This window comes from Streptomyces venezuelae ATCC 10712 (genome assembly GCF_008639165.1).
Lineage (GTDB): Bacteria > Actinomycetota > Actinomycetes > Streptomycetales > Streptomycetaceae > Streptomyces > Streptomyces venezuelae.
The window spans coordinates 3,728,009-3,753,628 of sequence record NZ_CP029197.1; the positions used below are offsets into that span (position 1 = coordinate 3,728,009).

Annotated in this window: 24 protein-coding genes; 5 read left to right on the top strand and 19 right to left on the bottom strand. The window is 71.7% G+C overall.

Annotated features, from left to right (window positions below; genetic code table 11):
• Positions 1-132 precede the first annotated feature (132 nt).
• On the bottom strand, positions 133-546 hold the full coding sequence (locus DEJ43_RS16985) for a DUF3151 domain-containing protein (RefSeq protein WP_015034609.1): 414 nt from the start codon (positions 544-546) through the stop codon (positions 133-135).
• Between the two features lie 67 nt (positions 547-613).
• On the bottom strand, positions 614-1,285 hold the full coding sequence (locus tag DEJ43_RS16990; protein WP_015034610.1) for a DUF4097 family beta strand repeat-containing protein: 672 nt from the start codon (positions 1,283-1,285) through the stop codon (positions 614-616).
• 245 nt (positions 1,286-1,530) lie between these two features.
• On the opposite strand from DEJ43_RS16990, the gene DEJ43_RS16995 reads away from it, so the two are divergent.
• Positions 1,531-2,271 carry a GbsR/MarR family transcriptional regulator gene (locus DEJ43_RS16995; protein WP_015034611.1) on the top strand — a complete coding sequence of 247 codons (741 nt, stop codon included), beginning with the start codon at positions 1,531-1,533 and terminating at the stop codon, positions 2,269-2,271.
• 18 nt (positions 2,272-2,289) lie between these two features.
• Here the strand turns inward: DEJ43_RS16995 and DEJ43_RS17000 are convergent, their stop codons facing one another.
• The 10 genes from DEJ43_RS17000 to DEJ43_RS17045 form a co-directional block, all read right to left on the bottom strand.
• Positions 2,290-3,744, bottom strand: a complete 1,455-nt coding sequence (locus DEJ43_RS17000; RefSeq protein WP_015034612.1) for an MFS transporter — start codon at positions 3,742-3,744, stop codon at positions 2,290-2,292.
• A gap of 81 nt (positions 3,745-3,825) precedes the next feature.
• Positions 3,826-5,820, bottom strand: a complete 1,995-nt coding sequence (locus DEJ43_RS17005; protein WP_106433856.1) for an Ig-like domain-containing protein — start codon at positions 5,818-5,820, stop codon at positions 3,826-3,828.
• 142 nt (positions 5,821-5,962) lie between these two features.
• The gene (locus DEJ43_RS17010; protein WP_015034614.1) at positions 5,963-7,123 is read right to left on the bottom strand and encodes a MalY/PatB family protein; all 1,161 of its coding nucleotides are present in this window, start codon (positions 7,121-7,123) and stop codon (positions 5,963-5,965) included.
• Positions 7,124-7,197: 74 nt separating this feature from the next.
• Complete coding sequence (fbaA, locus tag DEJ43_RS17015) at positions 7,198-8,220, bottom strand: class II fructose-bisphosphate aldolase (protein WP_015034615.1); 1,023 nt, start codon at positions 8,218-8,220, stop codon at positions 7,198-7,200.
• 222 nt (positions 8,221-8,442) lie between these two features.
• Positions 8,443-8,982, bottom strand: coding sequence for an orotate phosphoribosyltransferase (pyrE, locus tag DEJ43_RS17020; protein ID WP_015034616.1), 540 nt, complete (start codon positions 8,980-8,982; stop codon positions 8,443-8,445).
• A gap of 24 nt (positions 8,983-9,006) precedes the next feature.
• On the bottom strand, positions 9,007-9,792 hold the full coding sequence (locus tag DEJ43_RS17025; protein WP_041662566.1) for an aldose epimerase family protein: 786 nt from the start codon (positions 9,790-9,792) through the stop codon (positions 9,007-9,009).
• Positions 9,793-9,918: 126 nt separating this feature from the next.
• Positions 9,919-10,752, bottom strand: coding sequence for an SRPBCC family protein (locus DEJ43_RS17030; RefSeq protein WP_015034618.1), 834 nt, complete (start codon positions 10,750-10,752; stop codon positions 9,919-9,921).
• A gap of 119 nt (positions 10,753-10,871) precedes the next feature.
• A complete protein-coding gene (locus DEJ43_RS17035; protein WP_071891365.1) occupies positions 10,872-12,545 on the bottom strand; it encodes a polyamine aminopropyltransferase in 1,674 nt (557 codons plus the stop codon).
• A 75-nt stretch (positions 12,546-12,620) separates the two neighbouring features.
• Entirely contained in the window at positions 12,621-13,139 is a 519-nt protein-coding gene (locus DEJ43_RS17040) for a DUF2617 family protein (protein WP_015034621.1), read from the bottom strand.
• A 282-nt stretch (positions 13,140-13,421) separates the two neighbouring features.
• Positions 13,422-13,688: a hypothetical protein gene (locus DEJ43_RS17045; protein WP_181399489.1), complete on the bottom strand. Its 267-nt coding sequence runs from the start codon at positions 13,686-13,688 to the stop codon at positions 13,422-13,424.
• Between the two features lie 100 nt (positions 13,689-13,788).
• On the opposite strand from DEJ43_RS17045, the gene DEJ43_RS17050 reads away from it, so the two are divergent.
• A complete protein-coding gene (locus DEJ43_RS17050; protein WP_015034623.1) occupies positions 13,789-14,970 on the top strand; it encodes a pyridoxal phosphate-dependent aminotransferase in 1,182 nt (393 codons plus the stop codon).
• 79 nt (positions 14,971-15,049) lie between these two features.
• Here the strand turns inward: DEJ43_RS17050 and DEJ43_RS17055 are convergent, their stop codons facing one another.
• Positions 15,050-15,586, bottom strand: coding sequence for a type III secretion system chaperone family protein (locus tag DEJ43_RS17055; RefSeq protein WP_041662569.1), 537 nt, complete (start codon positions 15,584-15,586; stop codon positions 15,050-15,052).
• A 141-nt stretch (positions 15,587-15,727) separates the two neighbouring features.
• Positions 15,728-18,319, bottom strand: coding sequence for an ATP-dependent chaperone ClpB (clpB, locus tag DEJ43_RS17060; RefSeq protein ID WP_015034626.1), 2,592 nt, complete (start codon positions 18,317-18,319; stop codon positions 15,728-15,730).
• Between the two features lie 131 nt (positions 18,320-18,450).
• On the opposite strand from clpB, the gene DEJ43_RS17065 reads away from it, so the two are divergent.
• Positions 18,451-18,855, top strand: coding sequence for a pyridoxamine 5'-phosphate oxidase family protein (locus tag DEJ43_RS17065; RefSeq protein ID WP_015034627.1), 405 nt, complete (start codon positions 18,451-18,453; stop codon positions 18,853-18,855).
• Positions 18,856-19,036: 181 nt separating this feature from the next.
• Here the strand turns inward: DEJ43_RS17065 and DEJ43_RS17070 are convergent, their stop codons facing one another.
• Positions 19,037-19,357: a Rieske (2Fe-2S) protein gene (locus DEJ43_RS17070; protein WP_041662570.1), complete on the bottom strand. Its 321-nt coding sequence runs from the start codon at positions 19,355-19,357 to the stop codon at positions 19,037-19,039.
• Positions 19,358-19,724: 367 nt separating this feature from the next.
• On the opposite strand from DEJ43_RS17070, the gene DEJ43_RS17075 reads away from it, so the two are divergent.
• Both DEJ43_RS17075 and DEJ43_RS38545 read left to right on the top strand, forming a co-directional pair.
• Positions 19,725-20,729 (top strand): regulatory protein, encoded by a 1,005-nt coding sequence (locus DEJ43_RS17075; protein WP_015034629.1) that lies wholly within the window; start codon positions 19,725-19,727, stop codon positions 20,727-20,729.
• A gap of 44 nt (positions 20,730-20,773) precedes the next feature.
• Positions 20,774-21,247 (top strand): hypothetical protein, encoded by a 474-nt coding sequence (locus DEJ43_RS38545; protein ID WP_015034630.1) that lies wholly within the window; start codon positions 20,774-20,776, stop codon positions 21,245-21,247.
• 78 nt (positions 21,248-21,325) lie between these two features.
• On the opposite strand, the gene DEJ43_RS17085 is transcribed toward DEJ43_RS38545, so the two are convergent.
• The 4 genes from DEJ43_RS17085 to dnaK are packed head-to-tail and all read right to left on the bottom strand — an operon-like array spanning position 21,326 to position 25,483.
• A complete protein-coding gene (locus DEJ43_RS17085; RefSeq protein WP_015034631.1) occupies positions 21,326-21,769 on the bottom strand; it encodes a heat shock protein transcriptional repressor HspR in 444 nt (147 codons plus the stop codon).
• Between the two features lie 4 nt (positions 21,770-21,773).
• A complete protein-coding gene (gene dnaJ / locus DEJ43_RS17090; protein ID WP_015034632.1) occupies positions 21,774-22,955 on the bottom strand; it encodes a molecular chaperone DnaJ in 1,182 nt (393 codons plus the stop codon).
• A 39-nt stretch (positions 22,956-22,994) separates the two neighbouring features.
• Positions 22,995-23,639: a nucleotide exchange factor GrpE gene (gene grpE / locus DEJ43_RS17095; RefSeq protein ID WP_015034633.1), complete on the bottom strand. Its 645-nt coding sequence runs from the start codon at positions 23,637-23,639 to the stop codon at positions 22,995-22,997.
• Positions 23,639-25,483: a molecular chaperone DnaK gene (gene dnaK, locus DEJ43_RS17100; protein WP_015034634.1), complete on the bottom strand. Its 1,845-nt coding sequence runs from the start codon at positions 25,481-25,483 to the stop codon at positions 23,639-23,641. The genes grpE and dnaK overlap by 1 nt, the downstream gene beginning before the upstream one ends.
• Positions 25,484-25,620 lie beyond the last annotated feature (137 nt).

Genomic DNA, 25,620 nt, shown 5'->3' on the forward strand with positions numbered 1-25,620 from the left:
GTACCGGCTTCTTCGGTCCTGCGGTCCCGGGGATCGTACCGGCCCCCTCGAACAGGCTCGAACGGATCGGGGAGGCTGTCCGGATTTCCCCGCGTCTGTTCGGAAACGGGGAAATCCGGACGGTTGGAGCCGCTAGCCGAGGGTCTCCGCCGCGGTCTCCGAGGAGTCGCGGAGGAAGGTCGTGCAGCGCTCGTACTCGTCCTTCTCGCCGATCTCGCCGGCCGCGCGGGCCAGCGCGTGCAGGGCGCGCAGGAAGCCGCGGTTCGGCTCGTGCTCCCACGGCACCGGGCCGTGGCCCTTCCAGCCGTTGCGCCGCAGCGCGTCGAGCCCGCGGTGGTAGCCGGTGCGGGCGTAGGCGTAGGACTCGACGACCGAGCCGCGCTCGTACGCGTCGTCGGCGAGCTGGGCCCAGGCGAGCGAGGAGGTCGGGTACTTCGCGGCGACCTCCGCCGGGGCCGTACCGCTCGCGAGCAGGTCGCGCGGCCCCGGGTCGTCGGGCAGGTGGGTGGGGGCCGGACCCCCCAGGAGGTTCTCATGCATGGCCATGGCCCCCAGTCTGCCTCAGTCGCCGGTGGGTCGGTGGTGGTCCGTGGGGTCACGGTGACCGTGCCGCTCAGAGGCTCCGGGCGATGATGTCGCCGTACGAGGTGGTCGCCCGGATGTGCAGGGCGGCGCCCGGGCCTTCGGTGTTGCTCAGGGAGTTGACGACCCGGCCGTAGGAGGTGCCGGCGTCCAGCGAGGCGGAGACCCCGCGGGCGGCGCCGACCTCGATGCCGCCGGCCTCGGTGCGCAGGACGACCGTGCCGCCCGTCGCCTCGGCGATCCGCAGGTCGCCCTTCTGGGTGCTGATCTCGGCGGCGCCGCGCAGCCGGCCGACGGTGATGTCGCCGGCCATCAGGCTCAGCCGGGCGCCCGCGGTCTCGTCGAGCTTGACCGAGCCCTGCGCGCCCTCGAAGACCACCTCGCCCAGGCGTCCGACGCCCCGCACCTCGGCGGCGGCGGTCTTCGCCTGGACGCGGGAGCCGGCCGGCAGCTGGACGGTGACCTCGACCGAGCCGGAGCTGCCGAGGATCCGGTGCTTCGCGGGGGCCGCCTCGATCCGCACCACGCCGTCGGCGTGGGTGACCGTGACCTGCTCGGCGGCCTTCACGTCGGCGCTCTTGGAGGCGTTCACCGGCAGGACCTCGACGGTGGTGTCGGCGCGGTCGGCGGCGATAAAGCGGACGAGTCCGGCGGGGACGTCGAGGACGACCTGGACGGGGGTGGCGGTGGCGAACTTCTGCATGGCTTCTCTCCTGCGTTCCGCGGCGGGCTCTCTGTCGGCCCGTCGTTTCCGATGAGGGAAAAGCTACGTTGCATTCACGAGTCCGGCAACACGTTCGTTGCGCAGAATCTTTGATTTACCAGTTCAGAGCAGTTATTTCATTGCAACGGGCCTGCGACTAACGCAACGAACCGAGCTCGATCCGTTGCAATGGAATGGGGGTGAACGCTATACTCGGGCCTCCACGCAGCACGAAGGAGACCGCGATGCCCGGAGGCAGGCTCACCCAGCAGGAACGCCAGCAGATCGCGCTGGGACTGGCCGACAACCTCGCCTACGCGGAGATCGCCAGGCGCCTCGACCGCCCCACCTCGACGATCACCCGCGAGGTCATGCGCAACGGCGGCCCCGCCGGTTACCGCTCCGACCTCGCCCACCGCGCCACCGAGCACCGCGCCCGCCGCAAGCAGGCCGCCCCCCGGGACCCCCGGACGTCGGCCCCGCAGCCCTACGGCCGCGATGCCGAGGCCGTGCGCGCCTACGAGGAGCTGTTCACCACCGTCATGATGCAGTCGGGCATGCCCCAGATGATGGCGCGCGTGATGGCCTCCCTCACGCTCGCCGACTCGGGCAGCCTCACCGCCGCCGAACTCGTCGAACGCCTCCAGGTCAGCCCCGCGTCGATCTCCAAGGCGATCGCGTTCCTGGACGAGCAGGGCATGGTCCGCCGGGAGCGCGACGACCGCCGCCGCGAGCGCTACGTCGTCGACAACGACGTCTGGTACCAGTCGATGGTGGCCAGCGCCCGGGCCAGCGCCCAGATCGTCGCCACCGCGCGGCAGGGCGTGAGCGTCTTCGGCGCCGACACCCCGGCGGGCGTCCGCCTGGAGAACACCGCCCGGTTCCTCGACTTCGTCTCCGAGAGCATCACCCGCGCGGCGGAGCAGGCCCGCGAGATCCTCCACACCGGACCGCCGCAGCCGCCCTCGGACGACGACACGGCCTGAAGCCGCCGGGCGCCTGCCTCAGCCCGCCGCGTCCCGCTGCCCCGGGTCCAGCGGCGGGGACGTCACCCCGCAGTGCACCCGGCACTCCGGGTGGCAGTCCGCCGGCACCCGCGTCCGCATCGTCGTCCAGGCGAGCACCGCGCCCACCACGAGAATGCCCGCGCACATCGGCATCGCCCGCCGGAACGTCGACCCGAACTCCTCCGCCGAGCGGTACGCCTCCGGGCCCATCCCCGCCAGCATCGGCAGCGCCGCCACCGCGAGCAGACCCGCCGCCCGGGCCGCCGCGTTGTTGATGCCGCTCGCCAGCCCCGCCCTGGACACGTCCACCGAGGCCAGCACGGTCGCCGTCAGCGGCGCGACCAGGGCCGTCATGCCGAGCCCGAGCACCAGCAGGGCCGGCAGCACGTCCACCACGTACGAGGCGTCCTCGCCGACCCGGAGCATCAACAGCATGCCGGCGGCACACAGCAGCGGTCCCACCGTGAGCGGAATCCTCGGCCCGATCCGCTCCCCCAGCTCCCCGGCCCTCGCCGAGAGGAGCAGCATCAGGACCGTCGTCGGCAGCAGGGCCGTCCCGGCACCGAGCGCCGAGTAGCCGGACACCACCTGCAGCTGGAGGGCGGCCAGGAAGAAGAAGCCGCCGAACGCCGCGTACACGCACAGGGTGACCAGGTTGACCGCGGTGAACATCCGGGACGCGAAGATCGACGGCGGCACCATCGCACGCTCGCCGCGCCGCCGCTCCACCAGCACGAACCCGACCCCGACGACGACCCCGGCCGCCCCGGCCCACCAGGCCTCGCCGATCAGCGCGTACGTCACGAGGGCGAGCGCCGCCGCCCCCAGGACCGCGCCGAGCACGTCGAACCGGCCGTGCGCGGCCTCGTCCCGCGATTCGGGGACGTGTTTCAGGGCGACGGGGACGCACAGCGCGGCGAGCGGCACGTTCAGCAGGAACACCCACCGCCAGCCCGGCCCGTCCACCAGCCAGCCGCCCACGAACGGCCCGATCGCCGCCCCCACCCCGCCGAAGCCGGACCACAGGCCGACCGCCCTCGCCCGGTCGTCCGGGTGGAAGCTCGCCTGGATCAGCGCGAGCGAGCCGGGCGTGAGCAGCGCCCCGCCCACGCCCTGGAGGGCGCGGGCCGCGATCAGCACCCCGGCGTTCGGGGCGAGCCCGCACAGCAGCGAGGCGAGCGCGAACCACACCACCCCGATCACGAAGACCCGGCGGCGCCCGAACCGGTCGCCGAGCGAGCCGCCGAGCAGGATCAGCCCGGCCAGGGTCAGCATGTAGGCGTTGACCGTCCACTGGAGAACGGCCAGGTCGGCGCCGAGATCGGCGCCGATGTGCGGCAGGGCGACATTGACGACGGTGGAGTCGAGCAGGGCCATCCCGGAGCCGAGGACGGTCGTGAACACGATCCATCGTCCGGGCCCCGAGGCCATCCGCACGTCCCGCTCACCCATGCCAGCATGGTCCCGCGAATGCCGAAGCCCCGCCCACCGGAATCCGAGGAGACGGTGGGCGGGGCAGCGGTGGCCGACGGGTCAGCGGGTGATGTTGAAGTACTTCCACGCGCCGGTGACCGAGCTGTTCACGTCGTCGCCGGACACGCCGTCCACGTACGAGGTGCGGACCCGGGCGCGGACGCCCTCCGCCCCGGCGCCGTCGAACAGGATGTACGCCATGCCGCCGCTGTTCAGCGGGGCGAGGTCCTCGGAGCCGGTGCGCCAGGCGCCCGCGTACCAGACCTGGACCTCGTACTTGGTCTTGCGGCCCGGGTACGGGTTGTTCCACGCGGTGAGCAGCACGTCGCCGGTCTGGTGGTACGTCTGGTACCAGATGGTGCCGATCTTCGACCACTTGTAGTGCCGGGACAGCGTGCTCGCCTGACCGGCCCGGGTGTACACCGTGGAGCCGACGTGGGCCCAGCCGGAGCGGGTGTCACCGAGGAAGTCGGCGGTCACCCAGGTGTCGCGGGTCATCTTCGTCGTCACCGACAGCTTGCCCGCCGAGTTGACCGTGCCGCGCTTGAGCAGCCGCCGCGGCTCCGGGCCGTACGGGTCCGCCCAGATCTCCACCACGCGGTTGCGGTACGTCCAGCCGAGGGACGCCGTGTACGTCACGTCGGTGCCGTAGTTGACCGTGCGACGGTTCTGGTCCAGCGTCAGGGCGGTCTTGTACGGGGTCACCTTGATGACCGCCGTGCCGCTCGCCCCCACGTGCGTGGCGTCGCCCGCGTACGCCACCTTGTACGTGGCGTTGCCGGCCGCCATCGGCTTGTCCGTGAAGGAGAACGTGCCGTTCGCGCCGAGGTTCCGCGTCCCGAGCGCCGTGCCCTTCGGGGCCTCGGCGTCGTACCGGGTCACGGTGAGCGGCGTGCCGGAGGGCAGCCCCAGGGTCGCCGCGACCGTGCCGGAGACGGTGATCTCCCTGCCGACGCCCACGGTGGCCGGGACCTTCACGGTGACGGTCGGCAGGGACTTGGTGGGCGTGTCCAGGACGTGCAGACGGGCGTTGCCGCTGCCGCTCGCCGTGGTGACCGCGAACAGGCGGCTGCCGCCCGGCTCGAAGGCGAGGGCGCCGTCGGCGAGGTTGTCGCCGCCGCTGCTGGTCCCCGTGCCGGGGAAGTCGTACTGCCGCACGGCCTTCGTCTCGCCCGGCCGGTAGACGAACACATCGGCCTTGTACGGGGCGTCGGAGCCGGCCGCGACGGTGCCGTCGGGCGCGACGGCCACGGCGGCGCCGTGGTACTCGCTGGCGTAGGACGGCAGCTCGGCCATGTCGGTGGTCCGCCACACCCGGTGGCGGTTGCCGGCGGTGGCCGTGATGAGCCTGTCGCCGTCCGGGGTGTAGGCGAGGTCGTTGGCCATGCCCACCGAGCCGACGTCGGCGGCGGTGCGCGCGGTACGGGTCGCGGTGGCCGTCGACGCGTCGTACGTGCCGAGCAGGAACCGGTGGTAGTACGAGGACATCGCCGCGAAGGCATTCGGGTCCGTCGGCGAGGAGACGAGCCTCGGGGCGCCCGAGTAGTTCAGCTCGGCGTCCTGGGCCAAGGTCACCACGGGTTCGGCACCAGAGGTGTCGACCGACCCGATGTCGCCGTGGTCGCCGTTGCCGTAGCCGAACCAGATCCTGCCGCCGGCGAGCGCGACGTACTGCGGGTCGGTGCCCTCGCCGGTGGCGTACCGGGCGCGCTCGGTCCCGGCCTGCGCGTCCAGGGCGACGACGGCGTCGGCGCCCGGGACCGCGGCGTACAGGCTGCCCGCGTCGGCGGAGAGCGCGAGCCCGGTGACCCCGGGAAGGCCGGTGACGGTGCTCAGCACCGTGCCCGCGTAGTCGGTCGCGACGACCTTCCCGAGATACGGGTCACTGATGAAGATCTTCCGGTGGACGCCGTCCACCACCATGTCGCCCACGGACGACATCGGAAGCGCCTTGCTGCTGTCGGCGGCCGCCTGGCCCGCCGTGCCCGCGACGAGCGCCGCGGAGCTGACGAGGACCGCGAACGACGTCGCGGCCGAGAGAGTGCGCTTGCGCACGATGAAGAGCCCCCCAAAGAGCATGGTTCCGGCCCCTCAACACGGGGCGCGGTGCACGAAGACTAGAACACGCCTGCGACACATCGCTCCCCGGTATCCGCGCCGTGCACGACCGGCCCCGCCGCCGCGCGAGCGGGGCCCCTCAGGTCGTGCGCAGTCGCGCCGCCGCGCGGACCAGCGCGTCCACGCCGCGTTCGGCCTTCGCCCGGGGGCAGCCGACGTTCAGCCGGACGAAACCGGGGGTGCCGTAGACCCCGCCGGGCATGATCGCGACCTTCTCGACCGTGATCAGCTCCTCCTGGAGCCGGGTCTCCTCGATGCCGAGCGGCCGCAGGTCGATCCAGGCGAGATAGCCGGCCTGCGGGGGCTCCCAGCGCACCCCGGGCAGCCCGTCGGCCAGTCGCCGCCGGACCGTCTCCATCGTGCCCGCCACATAGCCGCGCAGCTCGTCCAGCCAGGCCGCGCCCTGCCGGTACGCGGCGATGTGGGCGGTCAGCGAGAGCACGGCGGGCGAGGCCAGGCCCTCGCCGGTCTCCATCCGCCGGATGAAGGCCGTCCGCTCGTCGGGGTCGCCGATCAGCCCGTACGAGCCGGAGAGCGCGGGAAAGTTGAAGGCCTTGGTGCCCGAGGTGACCAGGGCCCAGCGGTGGCCCCGGCCCGGCTCGGCGATCCGGGTCCACGGGACGTGCCGGTGGCCCTCGGTGGTCAGGTCGGCGTGGATCTCGTCGCTGACGACGGCCGCGCCGTGCCGCTCGGCCAGTGCGGCGAAGGCGCTGAGCTCCTCCTCGGTCCACACCCGGCCGGTCGGGTTGTGCGGGGAGCAGAGCAGCAGCATCGTGCTGTCGGGCCGGGCCAGCTCCCGTTCGAGGGCTTCGAGGTCCCCGAGCGGTACGCCGCGCAGCTCGCGCCCGAGCCCGGTGACGGCCTTGCGGAAGCCGTCGTACGTGGGGGTGTGGACGACCACGCCGTCACCGGGGGCGGTCCACATCTGGAGCAGCTGGGAGAGCTGGCTGAGCACGGAGGGCGCGTACACCAGGGAGTCCGGGTCGATCGCGGTGTCGAAGCGGTCGGCGTACCAGTGGCGTATCGCCTCCCGGAAGTCGCCGAGCCGCCAGTCCGTGTAGCCGAAGACACCGTGGTCCACCCGGTCGCGGAGGGCCGTGAGGACCTCGGGCGGGGAGGCGAAGTCCATGTCGGAGATGGTGAAGGGGAGCAGGTCGGACACGCCGAAGCGGTCCGCGATCCCGTCCCACTGGACCGACCAGGTCCCGCGCCGGTCCGTCTCCCGGTCGAAGTCGTACATCAGGTCCCTCTCGTCCACGACGAAAGGCCCGGCACCTGGGGAGGTGCCGGGCCTTCGCTCACACGATCAACGCGTTACTTCAGCTTGGTGCCGGTCGAGCGCAGCGCGGCGCAGGCCTCGGTCACGCGGACGGCCATGCCGGCCTCGGCCAGCTTGCCCCAGGTGCGCGGGTCGTAGGTCGACTTGATGCCGACCTCGCCGTCGACCTTCAGGACGCCGTCGTAGTTCTTGAACATGTGGTTCGCCACCGGACGCGTGAAGGCGTACTGGGTGTCGGTGTCCAGGTTCATCTTCACGACGCCGTTCTCCAGCGCGGTGGCGATCTCCTCGGCCGTGGAGCCCGAGCCGCCGTGGAAGACGAAGTCGAACGGGGAGGCCTTGCCGTACTTCTCGGCGACACCCGCCTGGAGGTCCTTGAGGAGCTCCGGGCGCAGGACGACGTTGCCCGGCTTGTAGACGCCGTGCACGTTGCCGAAGGAGGCGGCGAGCAGGTAGCGGCCCTTCTCGCCCAGGCCCAGGGCCTCGGCGGTGCGGAGCGCGTCCTCGACGGTGGTGTACAGCTCGTCGTTGATCTCGTGGCTGACGCCGTCCTCCTCGCCGCCGGTCGGGGTGATCTCGACCTCAAGGATGATCTTGGCGGCGGCGGCCTTGGCGAGCAGCTCCTGGCCGATGGCCAGGTTGTCCGCGAGGGTCTCGGCGGAGCCGTCCCACATGTGGGACTGGAACAGCGGGTCGCGACCGGCCTTGACGCGCTCGGCGGAGATGTCGAGCAGCGGACGGACGTAGCCGTCCAGCTTGTCCTTGGGGCAGTGGTCGGTGTGCAGCGCGACCGTGATGTCGTACTTCGCGGCGACGATGTGCGCGAACTCGGCGAGGGCAACGGCGCCCGTGACCATGTCCTTGTTGTACTGGCCGCCCAGGAACTCGGCTCCGCCGGTCGAGATCTGGATGATGCCGTCGCTCTCGGCCTCCGCGAAACCGCGCAGGGCGGCGTGCAGGGTCTGGGACGAAGTCACGTTGATGGCCGGGTAGGCGAACTTGCCTGCCTTCGCCCGGTCGAGCATCTCGTTGTAGACCTCGGGGGTTGCGATGGGCATTCGTCCGCTCCTTGTGATGTGCGGGGTGTGTGCGTTGCTGTCCCTGACCTGGGGGCGACGTCATCGTCGACGCCCATCCTTCCAGACTCTTCTGCGGGCTCCCACGGGCACGGCACGCCAAGGGGCGGGGTGTTTCACGTGAAACACCCCGCCCCTTGGTAAAAGCCCAGGTCAGGACAGTTATCACCAGTGCCCGGGACCTAAGTCACGACTTCGCGGCGGTTACGCCAGGTCGAGATCGGCCAGCTGGTAGCCGGTGAGGTACGTCAGGCCCGCCCCGGCGATGGCGTCGGCGGCACCCCGGTCCACGATCGTCGCGACGGCGACGACCTCGCCGCCGGCCTCACGGACGGCCTCGACGGCGGTCAGCGGCGAACCGCCGGTGGTCGAGGTGTCCTCGACCACCAGGCAGCGACGGCCCTTGACGTCCGTGCCCTCGATACGGCGCTGCATGCCGTGCGCCTTCTGCGCCTTCCGTACGACGAAGGCGTCGAGGCGCTGTCCGCGTGCGGCGGAGGCGTGCAGCATCGAGGTGGCGACCGGGTCGGCACCCAGGGTCAGCCCGCCGACGCAGTCGAAGTCCAGGTCGGCCGTGAGGTCGAGCATGACCTGACCCACCATCGGCGCGGCCTCGCCGTCCAGCGTGATCCGGCGCAGGTCGATGTAGTAGTCGGCTTCCAGACCCGAGGAGAGGGTCACCTTGCCGTGCACCACGGCCTTGTCCTTGATCTGCTGGAGCAGCTCAGCGCGTACGTCAGTCATGTCGAGCAGCTTAAAGGGCCCCGTTCAGAGCCGCCGCCAGCGCCAGACGCTCTCGACCTCCAGGGGGTCGATCGGGGTCACCAGGCGCGGATGGGTGTTGAGGCCGTTCGGCGGACCGGACTGCGGCTCGACGCAGACCGCTTCCTCGGGCTCGTCGTAGATCACGACCCAGGGCTCCCGGCTCGTGACCTTCAGCTCCAGCTCCTCCGGCCAGGTGAGCGTGACGTCGACGCCCTCCGGCATCCCGAAGCAGTCGTCCCAGGGGCCCGGGAGGGGGTCGATCCGGCGTCCCGTCGGGAGGTGGTCGTCGCCGCGCTCCTCCTGCCAGGCGGCGGTGAAGTCGAGTCGTACGTCCTGGCCGCCCCGGCCGAGGTTCCGCAGGAACCAGGGGTGCCAGCCCGCCTGCGCCGGGAAGGAGGCGTCGTAGGTCTCCACCCCGAAGCGGAGGGTGAGGGCGTCCTCGGCCAGCTCGAAGACCTGGGTGACCCTGCCGTTGTACGGCCAGGGGTCCCCGAGCTCACACGTGAACACGGCCTCGGTGGCGGAGGTCTTGGCGGGCTTCCAGGCGAGGTCGCGGACGGTGCCGTGGATGGCGTGCGGGGGCGCGTTGACCGGCAGCTGAAGGGTGGTCGCCCCGTTGCGGAAGCGGCCGTTCTCGGTCCGGCCGCACCAGGGAACCATCGGGAAGCACCCGAAGCGCTCGCCCTGGCGCAGCACCTCGGTGCCGCCGATGCGCAGGCTCTCGATACGGCAGCCGTTCTCGGGGCTGATGGTCAACTCGGCGTCGCCCGCCGTCAGTCGCGTCTGCATGCTCACGCCCCGACCCTAATCCTGCGAGCCCCCGAACGCGCCCGACGGGCCCGGGGCCCGTGCCGGCGGCGCCCGCCCGGCCGGGCCGGGGCCGGTGTCAGCGCCCCGACCGGCCCGGGGCCGGTGTCAGCGGCGGCGGCGTAGGGCGCGGCCGACGACCACGGCGGAGGCGAGCGCGAGGGCGGCGGCCGGGGCGATCCAGCGCAGGGTGGCCCCGGCGCTCGTCGACTCGGGCGCGGGCACCGGCGCGTACCGGCCGCGCGGCGGGGCGTGGTCGACCTCTTCGGCGCTCCGGCCGATCATGGTCCGCCGGGCGTGGGCCGCCTCGGCGGCCGGCTGCGGTGCCGGGAACTCGATGGGCGTGTCGGCGAGCTCCTCCGCCAGGAGGGGGTCGAGGGACGGCGGCGGGACCGGCGCGTCGAAGACCGACTCCCGGCGGGGCTCCTCGACCCCGTCGTCCACCCCGTCGTCGTCGGTGTCCTCGGTGTCGTCGGCGGTGTCCAGCTCGGCCGGCTCAGGCTCGGGCTCCGGCTCCTCCGCGAGCGCGGCGAGCGCCTCGACGAACTTGTCGAGCAGCCGGGCGCCCGCCGTGGCCCGTGCCTCCTCCGTCGCCTCGGCCAGCCGGCCGGCCGCCGTCAGACCGCCGGTGAAGCTCAGGCTGGTGCCCTCGGCCACCGGAGTGAGGACCACGGTGAGCGACAGCTCGGCCGTCCCCTTGCCCCTGGCCTCGGTGCCCTGGCCCTCGTAGGTGACGGCGCCGTCCCGCTCGACGACCTTCAGCGCGCCCCGGTAGGTGATGGTGTTGCCGCCCACCCGCACCTTGAGCCGCCCCGCGAGCGGACCGGCCTCCGCGTCGGCGTCGCGCTGGAAGCCGGGGACGCAGCGCACCACCCGGGCCGGGTCCGTGAGCGTCGCGCGCAGAACCTCGGCCGGGACCGGGACGAACACCTCATGCTCCATGGAAGCCGAGCCTACTCAGGCCGGGCGGCGCCGTCGCCTGTTCGGCGCCACCGTCCGCCACGGTTCGCCGCCCGGCCCGCACGGTTCGCCGGCCGCCGCCCGCCTCCTCGCCGTGTCCGTCAGCCGCCGTAGCGCGGGTGGACCAGGGTCGACGGGGGCGGTTCGGCGCCCCGGCCGCGTTCGGCGCGGCGCGCCGCCGCCTCCAGGGTGCCCGCGGCGAGCGAGCGCAGCCGGGGCGCGTCGGCGGCGAGCCCGAGGGCGGGCGGGCGGGCGCCCCGGACGGCCAGGAGGAAGCCCCAGTCGTCGGGCCCCCCTCCCGTACCGCCGGCCCGGTCGGCGCGGTCGGGTCCGGCGGCGAAGCCGGGGGCCCGGCCGGCGGCGCTGTAGGGCCGGGTGGCGAAGCCGGCCGCGCGGAGGGTGGAGTCCACCGTCCAGTAGGTGCGGGGCCGGTCGGTGACGGAGCCGGCGTGCACGGCGAAGCGTCCGGTGGGGGTGAGGACCTGGGCGACGAGCCCGTAGAACTCCTCCGAGTACAACTTGGTGCTGGGGGTGATGCCGGGGTCGGGCAGATCGGAGATCACCACGTCGTACCGTTCCTGCAGACGATCGACGGCGCCCCGGAGCCAGCGGAACGCGTCCGCGTAGACCACCCGGACGCGGGGGTCGCGGAACGCCTGCCCGTTGAGCGAGGCGAGCGCCGGGTCCGTACGGGCGAGGCGGACGACGCCCGGGTCGAGTTCGACGACGGTGACGGAGCGGACCCCCCGGTAGCGCAGGGCCTCACGCGCGGCCATGCCGTCCCCGCCGCCGACGATGAGGACGCGCGCGCGGGCGCCGTTCATCGCGGGGTGGACGAGGGCCTCGTGGTACCGGTACTCGTCCTGGCCCGAGACTCTCAGGCGCCCGTCGAGGAACAGGTCGGGCGGCTCCTGGCGGTCTCCGGTCAGCACCACCTCCTGGAGGTCGGTCTGGACGGCGACCCGCACCCGCTCCCCGTAGACGGCCCGGCGCGCGGCCTGTTCGAAGTCGTCGACGAGCACGGTCGCGGTGGCGAGGACGGCGAGCACCGACACGTTCACCGCGACGAGCAGGGCGCGGGAGCGGGCCGTCAGGTCGCGGCGGAACACCCAGAGCACGAGGCCGCCGCCCGCCACCGCGTTGACCGCGCCGGTGACGAGGGCGCCGGTGAGCTGGCCGAGCCAGGGCAGCAGCAGGAACGGGAAGGCGAGGCCGCCGACCAGCGCGCCCACGTAGTCGGCGGCGAAGAGGTCGGCGACGGTCCCGGCGGCGTCGTCCTCCTCGCCGAGCGAGGCCTTGCGCCCGGCCCGCCCGGAGCGCTCGCCCCGCTGTATGAGCGACATCAGGAGGGGGATCTCCGCGCCGATGAGGACCCCGATGGCGAGCGAGAACGCCACGAGCACGTACCGCGACTCGCCGAGCCAGGCGAAGGCCGCGTACAGCACCATCGCCGAGCAGCCGCCGATGAGCGCGAGACCGGCCTCGACCAGGCCGAAGCCGACGGCGGCCCGGCAGCGCAGCCGCTTGGCGAGAAGGGAGCCCACGCCCATGGCGAAGACCATGACGGAGAGCACGACGGAGGCCTGGGTGACCGAATCGCCGATCAAGTAGGAGGCGAGCGCGACCAGTTCGAGCTCGTACACCAGGCCGCAGGCGGCGCAGACGAAGACGACAGCGAGGACCGGGAAGCGCACCGTCTCGCGCGGTGGCTCGGGCCGCCGTGCGGGCGGCCGCCGCACCCTCTCGGGTGGCATGGTCACGGTCGGCTCGATCATGTCCGTAACGCTACGTCACGACCTGGACGCCCCTTGTCACCCACACGAGTGGATCTGGGGCTCCGGAGGGGCGTATCAGAGCGTTGCGGGCATACGTGCGCCGATGCGGGTCCTGGTGACCACCAACTGCCCTTCCTGCGGGTAGGCGTGCCAGGTGCGCCAGCGCACCTGACCCTCGTGACGCTGGGCCAGCATCGCCGTGAAGGCGTGCGGGGACCCGGGAAAGGTCCCCGCGAGCCCGTTGGGATGGTCGGCGACGAGCGCGAGCAGCTCCTGCGCCCGGCCCGCGAAGGAGCCGTGCGAGAGCGTCTCGACCCGCGCCGCGAATTCGTACTCCCATTCGCCGACGCGCTTGGAGACGCCGAGCGGGAGCGGGGTGCTGCTGCCGGGCATGCAGGCGACGGTCTCCGAGCAGTTGCGGCCCTCCTCTTCCAGGAGCACCTGGTGGGAGGCGCCGAGCAGCCGCAACTGAAGTCTGGCGCCCGAGAGTTCGAGATCGAGCACGGCGAGGGCCGGCAGCGGCTCGCGCCCCAGGGCCCAGGCCAGATCGGCCGCGCGGGTGTCGGTGTAGGAGGTTTTCAGGGTGGTGAGCATGGGTCGGCTCCGCAAACACGGTTTGACGGGTGGGCCGGGGGCGCCCCGGAGAAGGGTTCCACGGGTGTGGGGAATCGCCGGCTCGGGTCCACACGCGGTCCGAGGGCTGTCTCTGTCAGGAGCGAGAGAACCACGGACCCCGGGCGACTCGCAGCGTTTTTACCCAACTTGCCGTGGTTTCCAACCCCTTCGGGGACCCCACAGTTCAATTGTTCAATCGGAATCGATCGACATGTCGGCGCCGATTGCCCACGACACGTGCCACCCGCCCACGCCACCCGCTCAGCTGCCGCCGCCGCAGCCCCCGCCGCCGCCCCCGCACGAGCTGGAACCGCCGCCGCAGGAGCTGGAGCCCCCACCGCAGCCGCCGCCCCCGCCGCCGTCCGCCCAGGTGATGCTGCCGCCGCTCGCGGCCGACCGGCCGGCCCGCCGCCGCGACCGGCCGGTGCCGCCACCGGAGCCCGCCTTGACGGCGGCGACCACCGCGATGACCACCGCGACGACCACCACGAAGCCGATGATGCCGATGATGACGAAGAAGATCCCCATCAGTACTACCCCCGTTCTCTTGTGCGAGGGAGATGCCCTCGACGGCTCCCCGCCAAAGCGCACTTGAGCAAGTCCAGAGCTTCGGCCCAGGATGGCCGTCATGACACGACCGCCGCTCAACCGCAGGCTCGCCGAGTTCGGGACGACGATCTTCGCCGAGATGTCCGCGCTCGCCGCCAGGACCGGGTCGATCAACCTCGGCCAGGGCTTCCCCGACACCGACGGCCCCGAGGAGATCCGGGAGGCCGCGGTCCGCGCGCTGCGCGACGGCCGGGGCAATCAGTACCCGCCAGGACCCGGCGTCCCCGAGCTGCGCAGCGCGATCACCGACCACCAGCGGGAACGGTACGGCCTCGGGTACGACCCCGACACCGAGGTGCTCGTCACCGCCGGCGCCACCGAGGCCATCGCGGCGGCCCTGCTCGCCCTGGTCGAGCCCGGCGACGAGGTGATCGCCCTGGAGCCGTACTACGACTCGTACGCCGCCTGTGTCGCGATGGCCGGCGGCACCAGGGTCCCCGTCACCCTCCGCCCCGCCGAAGGCCCCGACGGGCGCACCTACGTCCTCGACCTCGACGAGCTGCGGGCCGCCGTCACCGACCGGACCCGGCTGATCCTCCTCAACACCCCGCACAACCCCACCGGCACCGTCCTCACCCGCGCCGAGCTGACCGCCGTCGCCGAGCTCGCCGTCGAGCGGGACCTGCTGGTCGTCACCGACGAGGTGTACGAGCACCTGGTGTTCGACGGCGCCGAGCACCTCCCGATCGCGAGCCTCCCCGGCATGCGGGAGCGCACGGTCACCATCGGCTCGGCCGGCAAGACGTTCTCGTTCACCGGCTGGAAGGTCGGCTGGATCACCGCGAGCCCCGAGCTGACCTCCGCGGTCCGCTCGGCCAAGCAGTTCCTCACGTACGTCTCCTCCGGCCCCTTCCAGTACGCGATCGCCGAGGCGCTCCGGCTCCCCGCCGCCTACTTCGACGGGCTGCGCACCGAGCTCGCCGCCAAGCGGGACCTGCTGAGCGAGGGCCTCGCGCAGGCCGGCTTCGGGGTCTTCAAGCCCGCCGGCACGTACTTCGTCACCACCGACATCCGCCCGCTCGGCGCCGAGGACGGCTTCGCGTTCTGCCGCTCGCTGCCGGAGCGCGCCGGGGTCGTCGCCATCCCCAACGCCGTCTTCTACGACCACCGCGAGGCCGGCGCGCCCTTCGTCCGCTTCGCGTTCTGCAAGAGGACCGAGGTCCTGGAGGAGGCCGTCTCCCGGCTCAAGCGGCTGGCCTGAGGCCCGGCGCGGCACCGCGGACGCCGAGAGCCCGGCCCCTCGGAAGGGGGCCGGGCTCTCGGCGTGGTGCGGGGAAGGCTCAGGCCTCCTCGTCGCCCGCGGCCTTCTCCTCCGGGGACTCCAGGCCGAACTGCTCGACGATCCACTTGTCGAACTCGATGGAGGCGCGGACCCAGCTGACCGTGGAGGACACGAAGTGCTCCAGGGCGACGCCGGTGCCGATCAGCATCTGCGCCTCACCGATGAGACGGAGGGTGGCGGAGCCGTCCTCCTCCTCGTGCAGGTGGGTGTAGACCTTCGGCCACAGGGTGCGGCGGTTCCAGTCGTCGATCGCGTCGAGAACCTTGGCGCGGTCGTCGGCGGAGTGCGGGCGGTCGTAGAACGTCCGCACCGAGAAGACCTGCTGCTCGCCCTCGCCGCGGAACATGAAGTACGTGCGGAATTCCTCCCACGGCGCCGCGAGGTCACCCTCGTCGTCGACGACGTACTTCAGTTCCATCTGCTCGAGGAGCTGCTTGACGAGGTCCTGGTCGGGGACGACGGGGCCCGCCGGTCCTGCGGCCTGAGGCTGGGGCTGGCCCCCGAAATTCGGAATCGAGGACGGGTCGATGCTCACCGTGAATTTCCCTTCGTACGGATGCTCGCCATCCTCCCCCATGCCAGGCGGTACGTGGCAAGCCCCGCCGGTCCGGAAGCGGCGAGATCCGCTGCCAGCTGACAGGATCACGCGCTCCCGGACCGGGCGCAGGACCGGCTCCTAGCGGGCCGGGCCCACGATCAGGCCGTTCTCGAAGCGGTCCACGCGGACCGTGTCGCCGTCCTGGACCTCGCCCGCGAGGATCTCCTTGGCCAGTCGGTCGCCGATCGCCGTCTGGATGAGGCGGCGCAGCGGCCTGGCGCCGTACGCCGGGTCGTTGCCCTCCTCGGCGAGCCACTCCAGGGCCTGCGGGGTGACGTCCAGGGTGAGCCGGCGCTCGGCGAGCCGCTTGGCGAGCCGGTCGATCTGGAGGCGCGCGATGCGGCCGAGCTCGGCCCGGTCGAGGGCTGAGAAGACGACCAGGTCGTCCAGCCGGTTGAGGAACTCCGGCTTGAAGCTGGCCCGGACCACGTCCATGACCTGCTGCTTCTTCGTCTCCTCCGGGGTCACCGGGTCGACCAGGTACTGGCTGCCGAGGTTCGAGGTGAGGACCAGGATGGTGTTGCGGAAGTCCACCGTCCGGCCCTGCCCGTCGGTCAGCCGTCCGTCGTCCAGGACCTGGAGCAGGACGTCGAAGACCTCCGGGTGCGCCTTCTCCACCTCGTCGAGCAGCACCACGCTGTACGGGCGGCGGCGGACGGCCTCCGTGAGCTGGCCGCCCTCCTCGTACCCGACGTAGCCGGGAGGCGCGCCGACCAGGCGGGCGACGCTGTGCTTCTCGCCGTACTCCGACATGTCGATGCGGATCATGGCCCGCTCGTCGTCGAAGAGGAAGTCCGCGAGCGCCTTCGCCAGCTCCGTCTTGCCGACGCCCGTGGGGCCGAGGAAGAGGAAGGAGCCGGTGGGCCGGTCGGGGTCGGCGATGCCCGCGCGGGTGCGGCGGACGGCGTCGGAGACGGCCTGGACGGCCTCGGACTGGCCGATCAGCCGCTTGCCGAGCTCGTCCTCCATGCGCAGCAGCTTCTGCGTCTCGCCCTCCAGGAGGCGCCCGGCGGGGATGCCGGTCCAGGAGCCGACCACGTCCGCGATGTCATCGGGGCCGACCTCCTCCTTGACCATCGTGTCCTTGGCGGACTCCTGCTGGGCCTCGGCCTCGCTCGCCTCCTCCAGCTCGCGCTCCAGGGCCGGGATCTCGCCGTAGAGCAGCTTGGACGCGGTGTCGAAGTCCCCGTCGCGCTGGGCGCGCTCGGCGCGGCCGCGGGTCTCGTCGAGGCGCTCCTTCAGCTCGCCGACCCGGTTGAGGGACTGCTTCTCCTTCTCCCAGCGGGCGGTCAGGCCGCGCAGCTCCTCCTCGCGGTCGGCGAGGTCGCGCCGCAGCTTCTCCAGGCGCTGCTTGCTCGCCGCGTCCGTCTCGTTCCTGAGGGCCAGCTCCTCCATGCGGAGCCGGTCGACGGAGCGCTGGAGCTCGTCGATCTCGACCGGGGACGAGTCGATCTCCATGCGGAGCCGGGAGGCCGCCTCGTCGACGAGGTCGATGGCCTTGTCGGGCAGGAAGCGGGAGGTGATGTACCGGTCGGAGAGGGTCGCGGCGGCCACCAGCGCGGAGTCGTTGATCTGCACCTTGTGGTGGGCCTCGTACCGGCCCTTGAGGCCGCGGAGGATCGCGATGGTGTCCTCGACGGTGGGCTCGGCGACCAGGACCTGCTGGAAGCGGCGCTCCAGGGCGGGGTCCTTCTCGATCCGCTCGCGGTACTCGTCGAGGGTGGTCGCGCCGACCATGCGGAGCTCGCCGCGGGCCAGCATGGGCTTGAGCATGTTGCCGGCGTCCATGGCGGAGTCGCCGCCGGCGCCCGCGCCGACGACGGTGTGCAGCTCGTCGATGAAGGTGATGATCTGGCCGTCGCTGGCCTTGATCTCGGAGAGGACGGTCTTGAGCCGCTCCTCGAACTCGCCGCGGTACTTGGCTCCGGCGACCATGGCGCCGAGGTCGAGCGAGACCAGCCGCTTGTTCTTCAGGGACTCGGGCACGTCGCCCTTGACGATCCGCTGGGCGAGGCCTTCGACGACGGCGGTCTTGCCGACGCCGGGCTCACCGATGAGGACCGGGTTGTTCTTGGTGCGGCGGGACAGCACCTGCACGACGCGGCGGATCTCGTGGTCGCGGCCGATGACCGGGTCCAGCTTGCCCTCGCGCGCGGCGGCGGTGAAGTCCGTGCCGAACTTCTCCAGCGCCTTGTACTGCCCCTCCGGGTCGGGTGTGGTCACCCGGCGTCCTCCCCTGCTCTTCTCGAACGCGTCGAGCAGCTTCGAAGCGCTCGCGCCCTGCGCGTCGAGGATCTCACCGGTCTGGCCGCCCTTGGCCGCGATCGCGACGAGGAGGTGCTCGGTGGACAGGTAGTCGTCGCCGAGTTCCTTGGCCTGCCGGTCGGCCTCGGCGACGACGGCGAGGAAGTCGCGGCTGGGCTGCGGGGGCGCGACCGTGGAGCCGGTGACGCTCGGCAGGGCGGCGAGGAGCCGCTCCGCGCCGGCGCGCACGACCGCCTGGTCGGCTTCGACGGCGGCGAGCAGGTCGGTGATGTTCTCGTTGTCCTGACCGGTGAGCAGCGCGAGCAGCAGGTGCGCGGGGGTCAGGTCGGCGTGTCCTTCGGACACGGCGCGGCTGCTGGCCGCGTTGATCGCGTCCCGGCTCCGGTTGGTCAGTTCGGCGTCCACGTGGGGTGCTCCTCCTCGACGTCGTGGTCCCTGGTGAGTCCTCTTCCTTTATGACCCTTCCAGCGTACACAAAGTTGAGTCTATTCCGCTCAAGGTGTGGGAAGGGGCTCCGCCCCGGGTAGTTTCCGGACATGGCGACCGACCCGAGGAACCCCTCCGACTCGTACCTCAGCTTCTGGCGCGAGTACCACATGTGCACCCTGACCACCCCGCGCCCGAACGGCACCCCGCACGTCGTGGCGGTGGGCGTCACCTACGACCCCGAGGGCGGATACGCGCGGGTCATCACCAACAAGCACAGCCGGAAGGTCGCCAACGTCCTGGCGGCCGGCCCGGACGGCGCACGGGTCGCGGTCTGCCAGGTCGACCGGCGGCGCTGGGCCACCCTGGAGGGCGTCGCGCACATCCGTACGGAGGCGGAGGCCGTCGCGGACGCGGTGGCGCGCTACGCGGAGCGCTACGGGCGCACGCCGGCGGAGAACCCGGACCGGGTCGTCATCGAGATCGCCCTCACCCGGGCGATGGGGCGCGCCTGAGAACCCGTGCGACGGGGCGCGCCTGAGAACCCGTGCGCCCCTCCCGGGACACACCCCTGCGCCCGTACGCGAAGGGGGGTGCGTACGGGCGCAGCACAACGGCGCCATCGCGTTTCAGGTCCGCGATGGCGCCGCTGTGTGGGGGAAGTGCCGGAGCGATCTACAACGACGGGGGAATCGCTCAGGCACTGCGGGGGGTGGCGGTGATGGTCTCGGGCTCGATCAGCTGGTGGTCCCGCTGGTCGAGATTGACGAAGATCATGCCGTACCGGATGGCACAGCGGATGGGCTGTGGCGCGCCGCGGGGGCGGCGCAGGCAGCGGTAGGCGCGGACGTCCTCGTCCTGCTCCCGTGCCACGACGATGGGCTCTCCGAAGAGGGTGACCTTCAGCGCGTCACCACGGTGGGGGATGGCCGTGGCGAGGTCGACGAAGTGCCATCCGGAGCGGTAGGCCGAAGCCATCTCCCGGCGGAACCTGGGGTCGTCCGGCGGCACGGTCACGCGCCCGCACCCTTGGGAGCGATTTCCCAGGAGGGCTCGGACGGCGAGGCGAGTACGGTCCGCGCGGGAGCGATCTCCCACGAGGGCTCACCCGGTCCCGCCACCACGTCGTGCGCCGGAGTGCTCTCCCACGAGGGCTCGCCGGGCCCCGCCACGGAATGCGCCGGGGTGCTCTCCCACGAGGGCTCGCCAGCGGCGAGTGCGCCGAGAGCAGCCGCCGCAACGGCTATGGCGCTAAGTGCACGAACCATCCTGGTCATGGCCGATCTCCACCTCTTTTGATCACTACCTCCCCCCCGCGAGTAAGACGATGGCTCACTCCCGCCCCTTTCCACCAGCCAACCCGGGCATCATGTTCCTGTAATTCATGACCCTGAGGGGGGTGCAAATGAGGCGAGAAGGCGACGAGTCCGGCCATAAGCACAGTCACGGTGAACTATGCGACGTGGGCAAGGAGCTCTACGCGAGCGCCCTCCGCACCGGCCGGATAGCCCGCGCCGACGCCGAAGCCGCCCCCTGCCTGAGGGAACTCTCCCTCCTGCACCCGGACCCGGACGACAGCGAGTGCCTGCGACCCGTGCCGCCCTCCATCGCCCTCAACCAGCTCGTGCACCCCATCGAGCAGGAGATACAGGTCCGCAGACAGCACGCGATAGCCCTCGCCGACGCTTTCGAGCCGTTCATGGCCATCCACACCCAGGACCCGTCCGGCGGCCAGGCCATCACCGTCCTCGAAGGCCTCAGCGCCATCAACGCCACGCTGGACCGCGTCATCAACGAGTGCACCGTCGAGCTCCTCACCATCCAGCCCGGCAGCGGCCGCCGCCCCGAGACCCTCGAAGCCGCCCTGCGCCGCATGGAACCCCTGCTCGACCGCGGTGTCCGGATGCGTACGCTCTACCAGCACACGGCACGGCACCATCCCGCCACCCTCGCCTACGTCGAGCGCGTCGCCCCCTACGGGCTCGAACTGCGCACCCTCGAAGAGATCGTCGACCGGCTGATCATCGTCGACCGCAAGGTCGCCTTCGTGCCCGCCCGCAGCGACCGCCAGGTCGCCCTCGAACTGCGCCACGAAGGCCTCGTCCAGTACCTCGTCGGCGTCTTCGACCAGTTCTGGCTGCACGGCGTGCCCTGGGAGGACGAGATCCCGTACAGCCCCTCCGTGGACGGCATAGGCGGCGTGCAGCGGTCCATCGCCAAACTCCTCGTCGAGGGCCACGTCGACGAGGCCATCGCCCGCCGCCTCGGCATGAACGTCCGCACCTGCCGCGCCCACATCGCCAAGCTCGCCGCCGCCCTCGGCAGCGGAAGCCGGGCCCAGCTCGGCTACCTGATCGCGCAGTCCGGCATCCTCGAGGGCGACGCCTGACCGCCGAGACACCTGACCAGCGTCGAACGGGACAACTCACCACCGTGTACATACAGATCCACCTCGACGGACCCGCCGGGACCCTCCGGGTGTCCGGGCACGGACTGCCCACCGTGGAGCTCCTCCGGGCCCCCGGCACCCGCCCCGACACCCACACCCCCATCGGGACCCGCAAGGCCGCGCTGCTCGCGCTCACCGTCGACGGCGAGCCCGCCACCCTCACCGCCGCCCGCGGACGGCTGCTGCGCCGCTCCTACCGGGTGGACGCGGTCGTCGGCGGCCACCGCTACCGGCTGGTGCCCAGCTCGCACGTCGACAGCCGGCTGACCCGCGACGGACGGAAGCTCGGCACCCTGGAGTCCGAAGGGGACGGCCGGGTCGACGCCGACTGGGAGCCGGACGCCACGCCGACGCCGCTCGACCACGCCGTCGGCACCGCGCTCGCCGCCGCGTTCGGCACGGGCGCCGCGCCCTGGTGGGAGACCGTCGGCGACATCGTGGCCGAACTCATCCCGTAGCACCCCGTCCACGCGCGGAGCCCCTTCCACAGCTGTGGAAGGGGCTCCGTCCGTTCACGCGCAGGCACGCGCCTGGCGCTACTCGCCGCGCTTGGGCCGCCAGACCACCAGAGCGCTCGCCTGCTGCACGTCCTGGTACGGCACCAGGTCCCGCCGGTACGAGGCGTGCACCTGGGCCTCACGCTGCCGCATCGCCGCCGCCGCGCCGTCGACGGCCGCCGACAGCTCCGCGATCCGGCTCTGCAACGCCGCGACCTGGTTCTCCAGCTCGATGATGCGCTTGATCCCGGCCAGGTTGATGCCCTCGTCCTGCGACAGCTGCTGCACCTGACGGAGCAGCTCGATGTCACGGGCCGAGTAGCGCCGGCCACGGCCCGCCGTACGGTCCGGGGAGACCAGACCGAGACGGTCGTACTGACGGAGCGTCTGCGGATGCAGACCCGAGAGCTGGGCCGCCACCGAGATGACGTACACCGGCGACTCGTCGGTCAGTTCGTACGGATTACGTCGGCGCCCGTCCACCGGGTCACGCTCCCTTCGCGGCCTGGAACAGCTCCGCCCGCGGATCCTCGGAGGCGGTCGCCTCGCGATAGGTCTCCAGGGCGTCACGTGCCTTGTCGTCCAGCTCCTTCGGCACCGCGACCTCGACCGTCACGAGGAGGTCGCCGCGGGTGCCGTCCTTGCGGACCGCGCCCTTGCCCCGGGCGCGCATGGTCCGGCCGTTCGGAGTGCCCGCGGGCAGCTTGAGCGTGACCGCGGGACCGCCGAGGGTCGGCACCTTGATCTCGCCACCGAGCGCCGCCTCCGTGAAGGAGACCGGCACCGTGACGGTGAGGTTGTCGTCCTTGCGGCCGAACACCGGATGGGCGTCGACGTGCACCACGACGTACAGATCGCCGTTCTGCCCGCCGCGCTCGCCCGGCGCTCCCTTGCCGCGCAGCCGGATCTTCTGGGCGTCGCTCACCCCGGCCGGGATGCGGACCTGCATGGTCCGCGAGGACTTGGCCCGGCCGCTGCCCTTGCAGACCTCGCAGGGGTTCTCCGCGATGAGGCCGCGGCCCTTGCAGTCCACACACGGATCGGTCAGCGAGAAACCGCCGCCGCTGCCGCGCGAGACCTGACCGGTGCCGACGCAGGTCGGACACACCCGGGGGGTGCCGTTCTTGTCGCCGGTGCCCGAACACGCCGTGCACGGCTGCTGGCTGGACATCCGCAGCGGTACGGTCGCGCCCTCGATGGCCTCGGTGAAGCTGAGCGTCACCTCGGACTCGATGTCCTGACCGCGCCGCGGCTGGGTACGGGTGCCCCCGCCGGCGCCGCGGTTGAACAGGCCGCCGAAGACGTCCCCGATGCCGCCACCGCCGCCGAAACCGCCGCCGGCCCCGCCCTGGGCGCCCCCGAAGAGGTCACCCAGGTCGAAGTTGAACGAACCCCCGGCCCCGGGACCGCCGGGCGTACGGAAGCCGCCGTTCCCGAAGAGGGCGCGGGCGTCGTCGTACTCCTTGCGCTTCTTCGGGTCGCCGAGGATGTCGTTCGCCTCGGAGATCTCCTTGAAGCGCTCCTCGGCCTTGGCGTCGTTCTTGTTGGCGTCCGGGTGGTTCTCGCGGGCGAGCTTCCGGTACGCCTTCTTGATCTCGGCCTCGGTGGCGTCCTTGGGGACGCCGAGAACCTTGTAGTAGTCCTTCTCGACGAAGTCCTTCGTGCTCATCGACGTCCCTCCTTCCGGACTGCTCCGGTGATCTCCGCGTCACCCCTCCTCGGGGGCACCGCTCTCCTCGTCAGCGGACGACTTCGCGTCGTCCTTGGCCGGGGCCGCGCCCGGCTGGGGCTCGGCGACGGCCACCCGGGCGGGCCGGATGGTCCGCTCGCCGATCCGGTACCCAGGCTGCAGGATCGCCACGCAGGTCGTCTCCGTGACGTCCGGCGCGTAGCTGTGCATCAGGGCCTCGTGGATCGTCGGGTCGAAGGGCTCGCCCTCCTTGCCGAACTGCTGCAGACCCATCTTGGCGACGACGGTCTCCAGCGATTCGGCCACCGACTTGAACCCGCCCACGAGCTCGCCGTGGTCCCGGGCCCGGCCGACGTCGTCGAGCACGGGCAGCAGGTCGGTCAGGAGGCTCGCGACGGCGATCTCCTTGACCGTGACCCGGTCCCGCTCCACGCGGCGGCGGTAGTTCTGGTACTCGGCCTGGAGCCGCTGGAGGTCCGCGGTGCGCTCCTCGAGCGCCTTGCGGGCCTGGTCCAGCTGCGCCAGCAGAGCTACGTCAGTAGCGTCCCCGGCCGGGGCCGCCTGCTCCGCCTTGTCGGCGGAGGCGGCGGCCTCGGGCTCCTCGGGCGTGCCGTCGGCGGGGACTTCGGGCTTCTCCTCGAAGCCCGGGGTCTCCTCCGACATCAGGCAGCGCCGCCCTTCGGCTTGTCCTCGTCCACGATCTCGGCGTCGACGACGTCGTCGTCGGCCTGCGCCTGACCGGCACCGGCCTCGCCACCCGCGGCCTGCGCGGCCTGGGCGTCGGCGTACAGCGCCTGGCCGAGCTTCTGCGAGACGGCCGCGACCTTCTCGGTGGCGGTGCGGATCTCCGCGGTGTCCTCGCCCTTGAGCTTCTCCTTCAGCTCGCCGAGCGCGGCCTCGACCTCGGTCTTGACGTCACCGGGGACCTTGTCCTCGTTGTCCTTGAGGAACTTCTCCGTCTGGTAGACGAGCTGCTCGCCCTGGTTGCGGGACTCGGCGGCCTCGCGGCGACGGTGGTCCTCGTCCGCGTACTGCTCGGCCTCCTGGCGCATCCGGTCGACCTCGTCCTTCGGCAGCGAGGAGCCGCCGGTGACGGTCATCTTCTGCTCCTTGCCCGTGCCCAGGTCCTTCGCGGTCACGTGCATGATGCCGTTGGCGTCGATGTCGAAGGCGACCTCGATCTGCGGGACGCCACGCGGGGCCGGCGGCAGACCGGTCAGCTCGAACATGCCGAGCTTCTTGTTGTACGCCGCGATCTCGCGCTCGCCCTGGTAGACCTGGATCTGCACGGACGGCTGGTTGTCCTCGGCCGTCGTGAAGATCTCGGACCGCTTGGTCGGGATCGTGGTGTTGCGCTCGATGAGCTTGGTCATGATGCCGCCCTTGGTCTCGATGCCGAGGGACAGCGGGGTCACGTCGAGGAGCAGGACGTCCTTGACCTCACCCTTGAGGACACCGGCCTGGAGCGCGGCGCCGATGGCGACGACCTCGTCCGGGTTGACGCCCTTGTTGGCGTCCTGACCGCCGGTCAGCTCCTTGACGAGCTCGGCGACGGCCGGCATGCGGGTCGAACCACCGACGAGAACGACGTGGTCGATCTCGGAGAGCTGGATGCCCGCGTCCTTGATGACGTTGTGGAACGGCACCTTGCAGCGGTCGAGCAGGTCCGAGGTGAGCTGCTGGAACTGGGCTCGCGTGAGCTTCTCGTCCAGGTGCAGCGGGCCCTCGGCGGAGGCCGTGATGTACGGCAGGTTGATGGAGGTCTCGGTCGAGGACGAGAGCTCGATCTTCGCCTTCTCCGCGGCCTCGCGGAGACGCTGGAGAGCCATCTTGTCCTTGGCCAGGTCCACCCCGTGGCCGTTCTGGAACTGCGTCACCAGGTAGTCGACGACGCGCTGGTCCCAGTCGTCACCACCGAGGTGGTTGTCACCGTTGGTGGCCTTCACCTCGACGACGCCGTCGCCGATCTCCAGGAGGGACACGTCGAAGGTGCCGCCACCGAGGTCGAAGACGAGGATCGTCTGGTCGTCCTTGTCGAGGCCGTACGCGAGGGCGGCGGCCGTCGGCTCGTTGACGATGCGCAGGACGTTGAGGCCCGCGATCTCACCGGCCTCCTTGGTGGCCTGGCGCTCCGAGTCGTTGAAGTACGCCGGGACGGTGATGACCGCGTCGACGACCTTCTCGCCCAGGTAGGCCTCGGCGTCGCGCTTCAGCTTCTGCAGGATGAAGGCGCTCATCTGCTGCGGGTTGAAGGACTTGCCGTCGATGTCGATCTTCCAGTCGGTGCCCATGTGGCGCTTGACCGACCGGATGGTCCTGTCGACGTTGGTGACGGCCTGACGCTTGGCCACCTCGCCGACGAGCACCTCGCCGTTCTTCGCGAAGGCGACGACGGACGGCGTGGTCCTGGCGCCCTCGGCGTTGGTGATGACGGTGGGCTCGCCGCCTTCCAGAACGCTGACGACGGAGTTAGTCGTGCCCAGGTCGATGCCGACCGCACGTGCCATTTCGATTCCTCCAGCTGACGTACTTGAGTGGATCTGACTCAAGGATGCACGACGAGGCCGAGCCCGTCAACAGACCTGAGTCGAGGGGACTCAACTCTTCACCGCCCCGGCCGCTCAGAGGGCGTGCCGTTCCCCTG

Coding starts and splice junctions, on each gene's coding strand:
- DEJ43_RS17075 (WP_015034629.1), top strand. CDS start 19,725: ATGACCCTGAGGGGGGTGCAAATGAGGCGAGAAGGCGACGAGTCCGGC.
- DEJ43_RS17065 (WP_015034627.1), top strand. CDS start 18,451: ATGGCGACCGACCCGAGGAACCCCTCCGACTCGTACCTCAGCTTCTGG.
- grpE (WP_015034633.1), bottom strand. CDS start 23,639: ATGTCGGAGGAGACCCCGGGCTTCGAGGAGAAGCCCGAAGTCCCCGCC.
- DEJ43_RS17040 (WP_015034621.1), bottom strand. CDS start 13,139: ATGCTCACCACCCTGAAAACCTCCTACACCGACACCCGCGCGGCCGAT.
- DEJ43_RS17030 (WP_015034618.1), bottom strand. CDS start 10,752: ATGGAGCATGAGGTGTTCGTCCCGGTCCCGGCCGAGGTTCTGCGCGCG.
- DEJ43_RS17010 (WP_015034614.1), bottom strand. CDS start 7,123: ATGTACGACTTCGACCGGGAGACGGACCGGCGCGGGACCTGGTCGGTC.
- DEJ43_RS16985 (WP_015034609.1), bottom strand. CDS start 546: ATGGCCATGCATGAGAACCTCCTGGGGGGTCCGGCCCCCACCCACCTG.
- DEJ43_RS16990 (WP_015034610.1), bottom strand. CDS start 1,285: ATGCAGAAGTTCGCCACCGCCACCCCCGTCCAGGTCGTCCTCGACGTC.
- fbaA (WP_015034615.1), bottom strand. CDS start 8,220: ATGCCCATCGCAACCCCCGAGGTCTACAACGAGATGCTCGACCGGGCG.
- dnaK (WP_015034634.1), bottom strand. CDS start 25,483: ATGGCACGTGCGGTCGGCATCGACCTGGGCACGACTAACTCCGTCGTC.
- DEJ43_RS17035 (WP_071891365.1), bottom strand. CDS start 12,545: ATGATCGAGCCGACCGTGACCATGCCACCCGAGAGGGTGCGGCGGCCG.
- pyrE (WP_015034616.1), bottom strand. CDS start 8,982: ATGACTGACGTACGCGCTGAGCTGCTCCAGCAGATCAAGGACAAGGCC.
- DEJ43_RS17000 (WP_015034612.1), bottom strand. CDS start 3,744: ATGGGTGAGCGGGACGTGCGGATGGCCTCGGGGCCCGGACGATGGATC.
- DEJ43_RS16995 (WP_015034611.1), top strand. CDS start 1,531: ATGCCCGGAGGCAGGCTCACCCAGCAGGAACGCCAGCAGATCGCGCTG.
- DEJ43_RS17045 (WP_181399489.1), bottom strand. CDS start 13,688: ATGGGGATCTTCTTCGTCATCATCGGCATCATCGGCTTCGTGGTGGTC.
- dnaJ (WP_015034632.1), bottom strand. CDS start 22,955: ATGAGCACGAAGGACTTCGTCGAGAAGGACTACTACAAGGTTCTCGGC.
- DEJ43_RS17050 (WP_015034623.1), top strand. CDS start 13,789: ATGACACGACCGCCGCTCAACCGCAGGCTCGCCGAGTTCGGGACGACG.
- DEJ43_RS17025 (WP_041662566.1), bottom strand. CDS start 9,792: ATGCAGACGCGACTGACGGCGGGCGACGCCGAGTTGACCATCAGCCCC.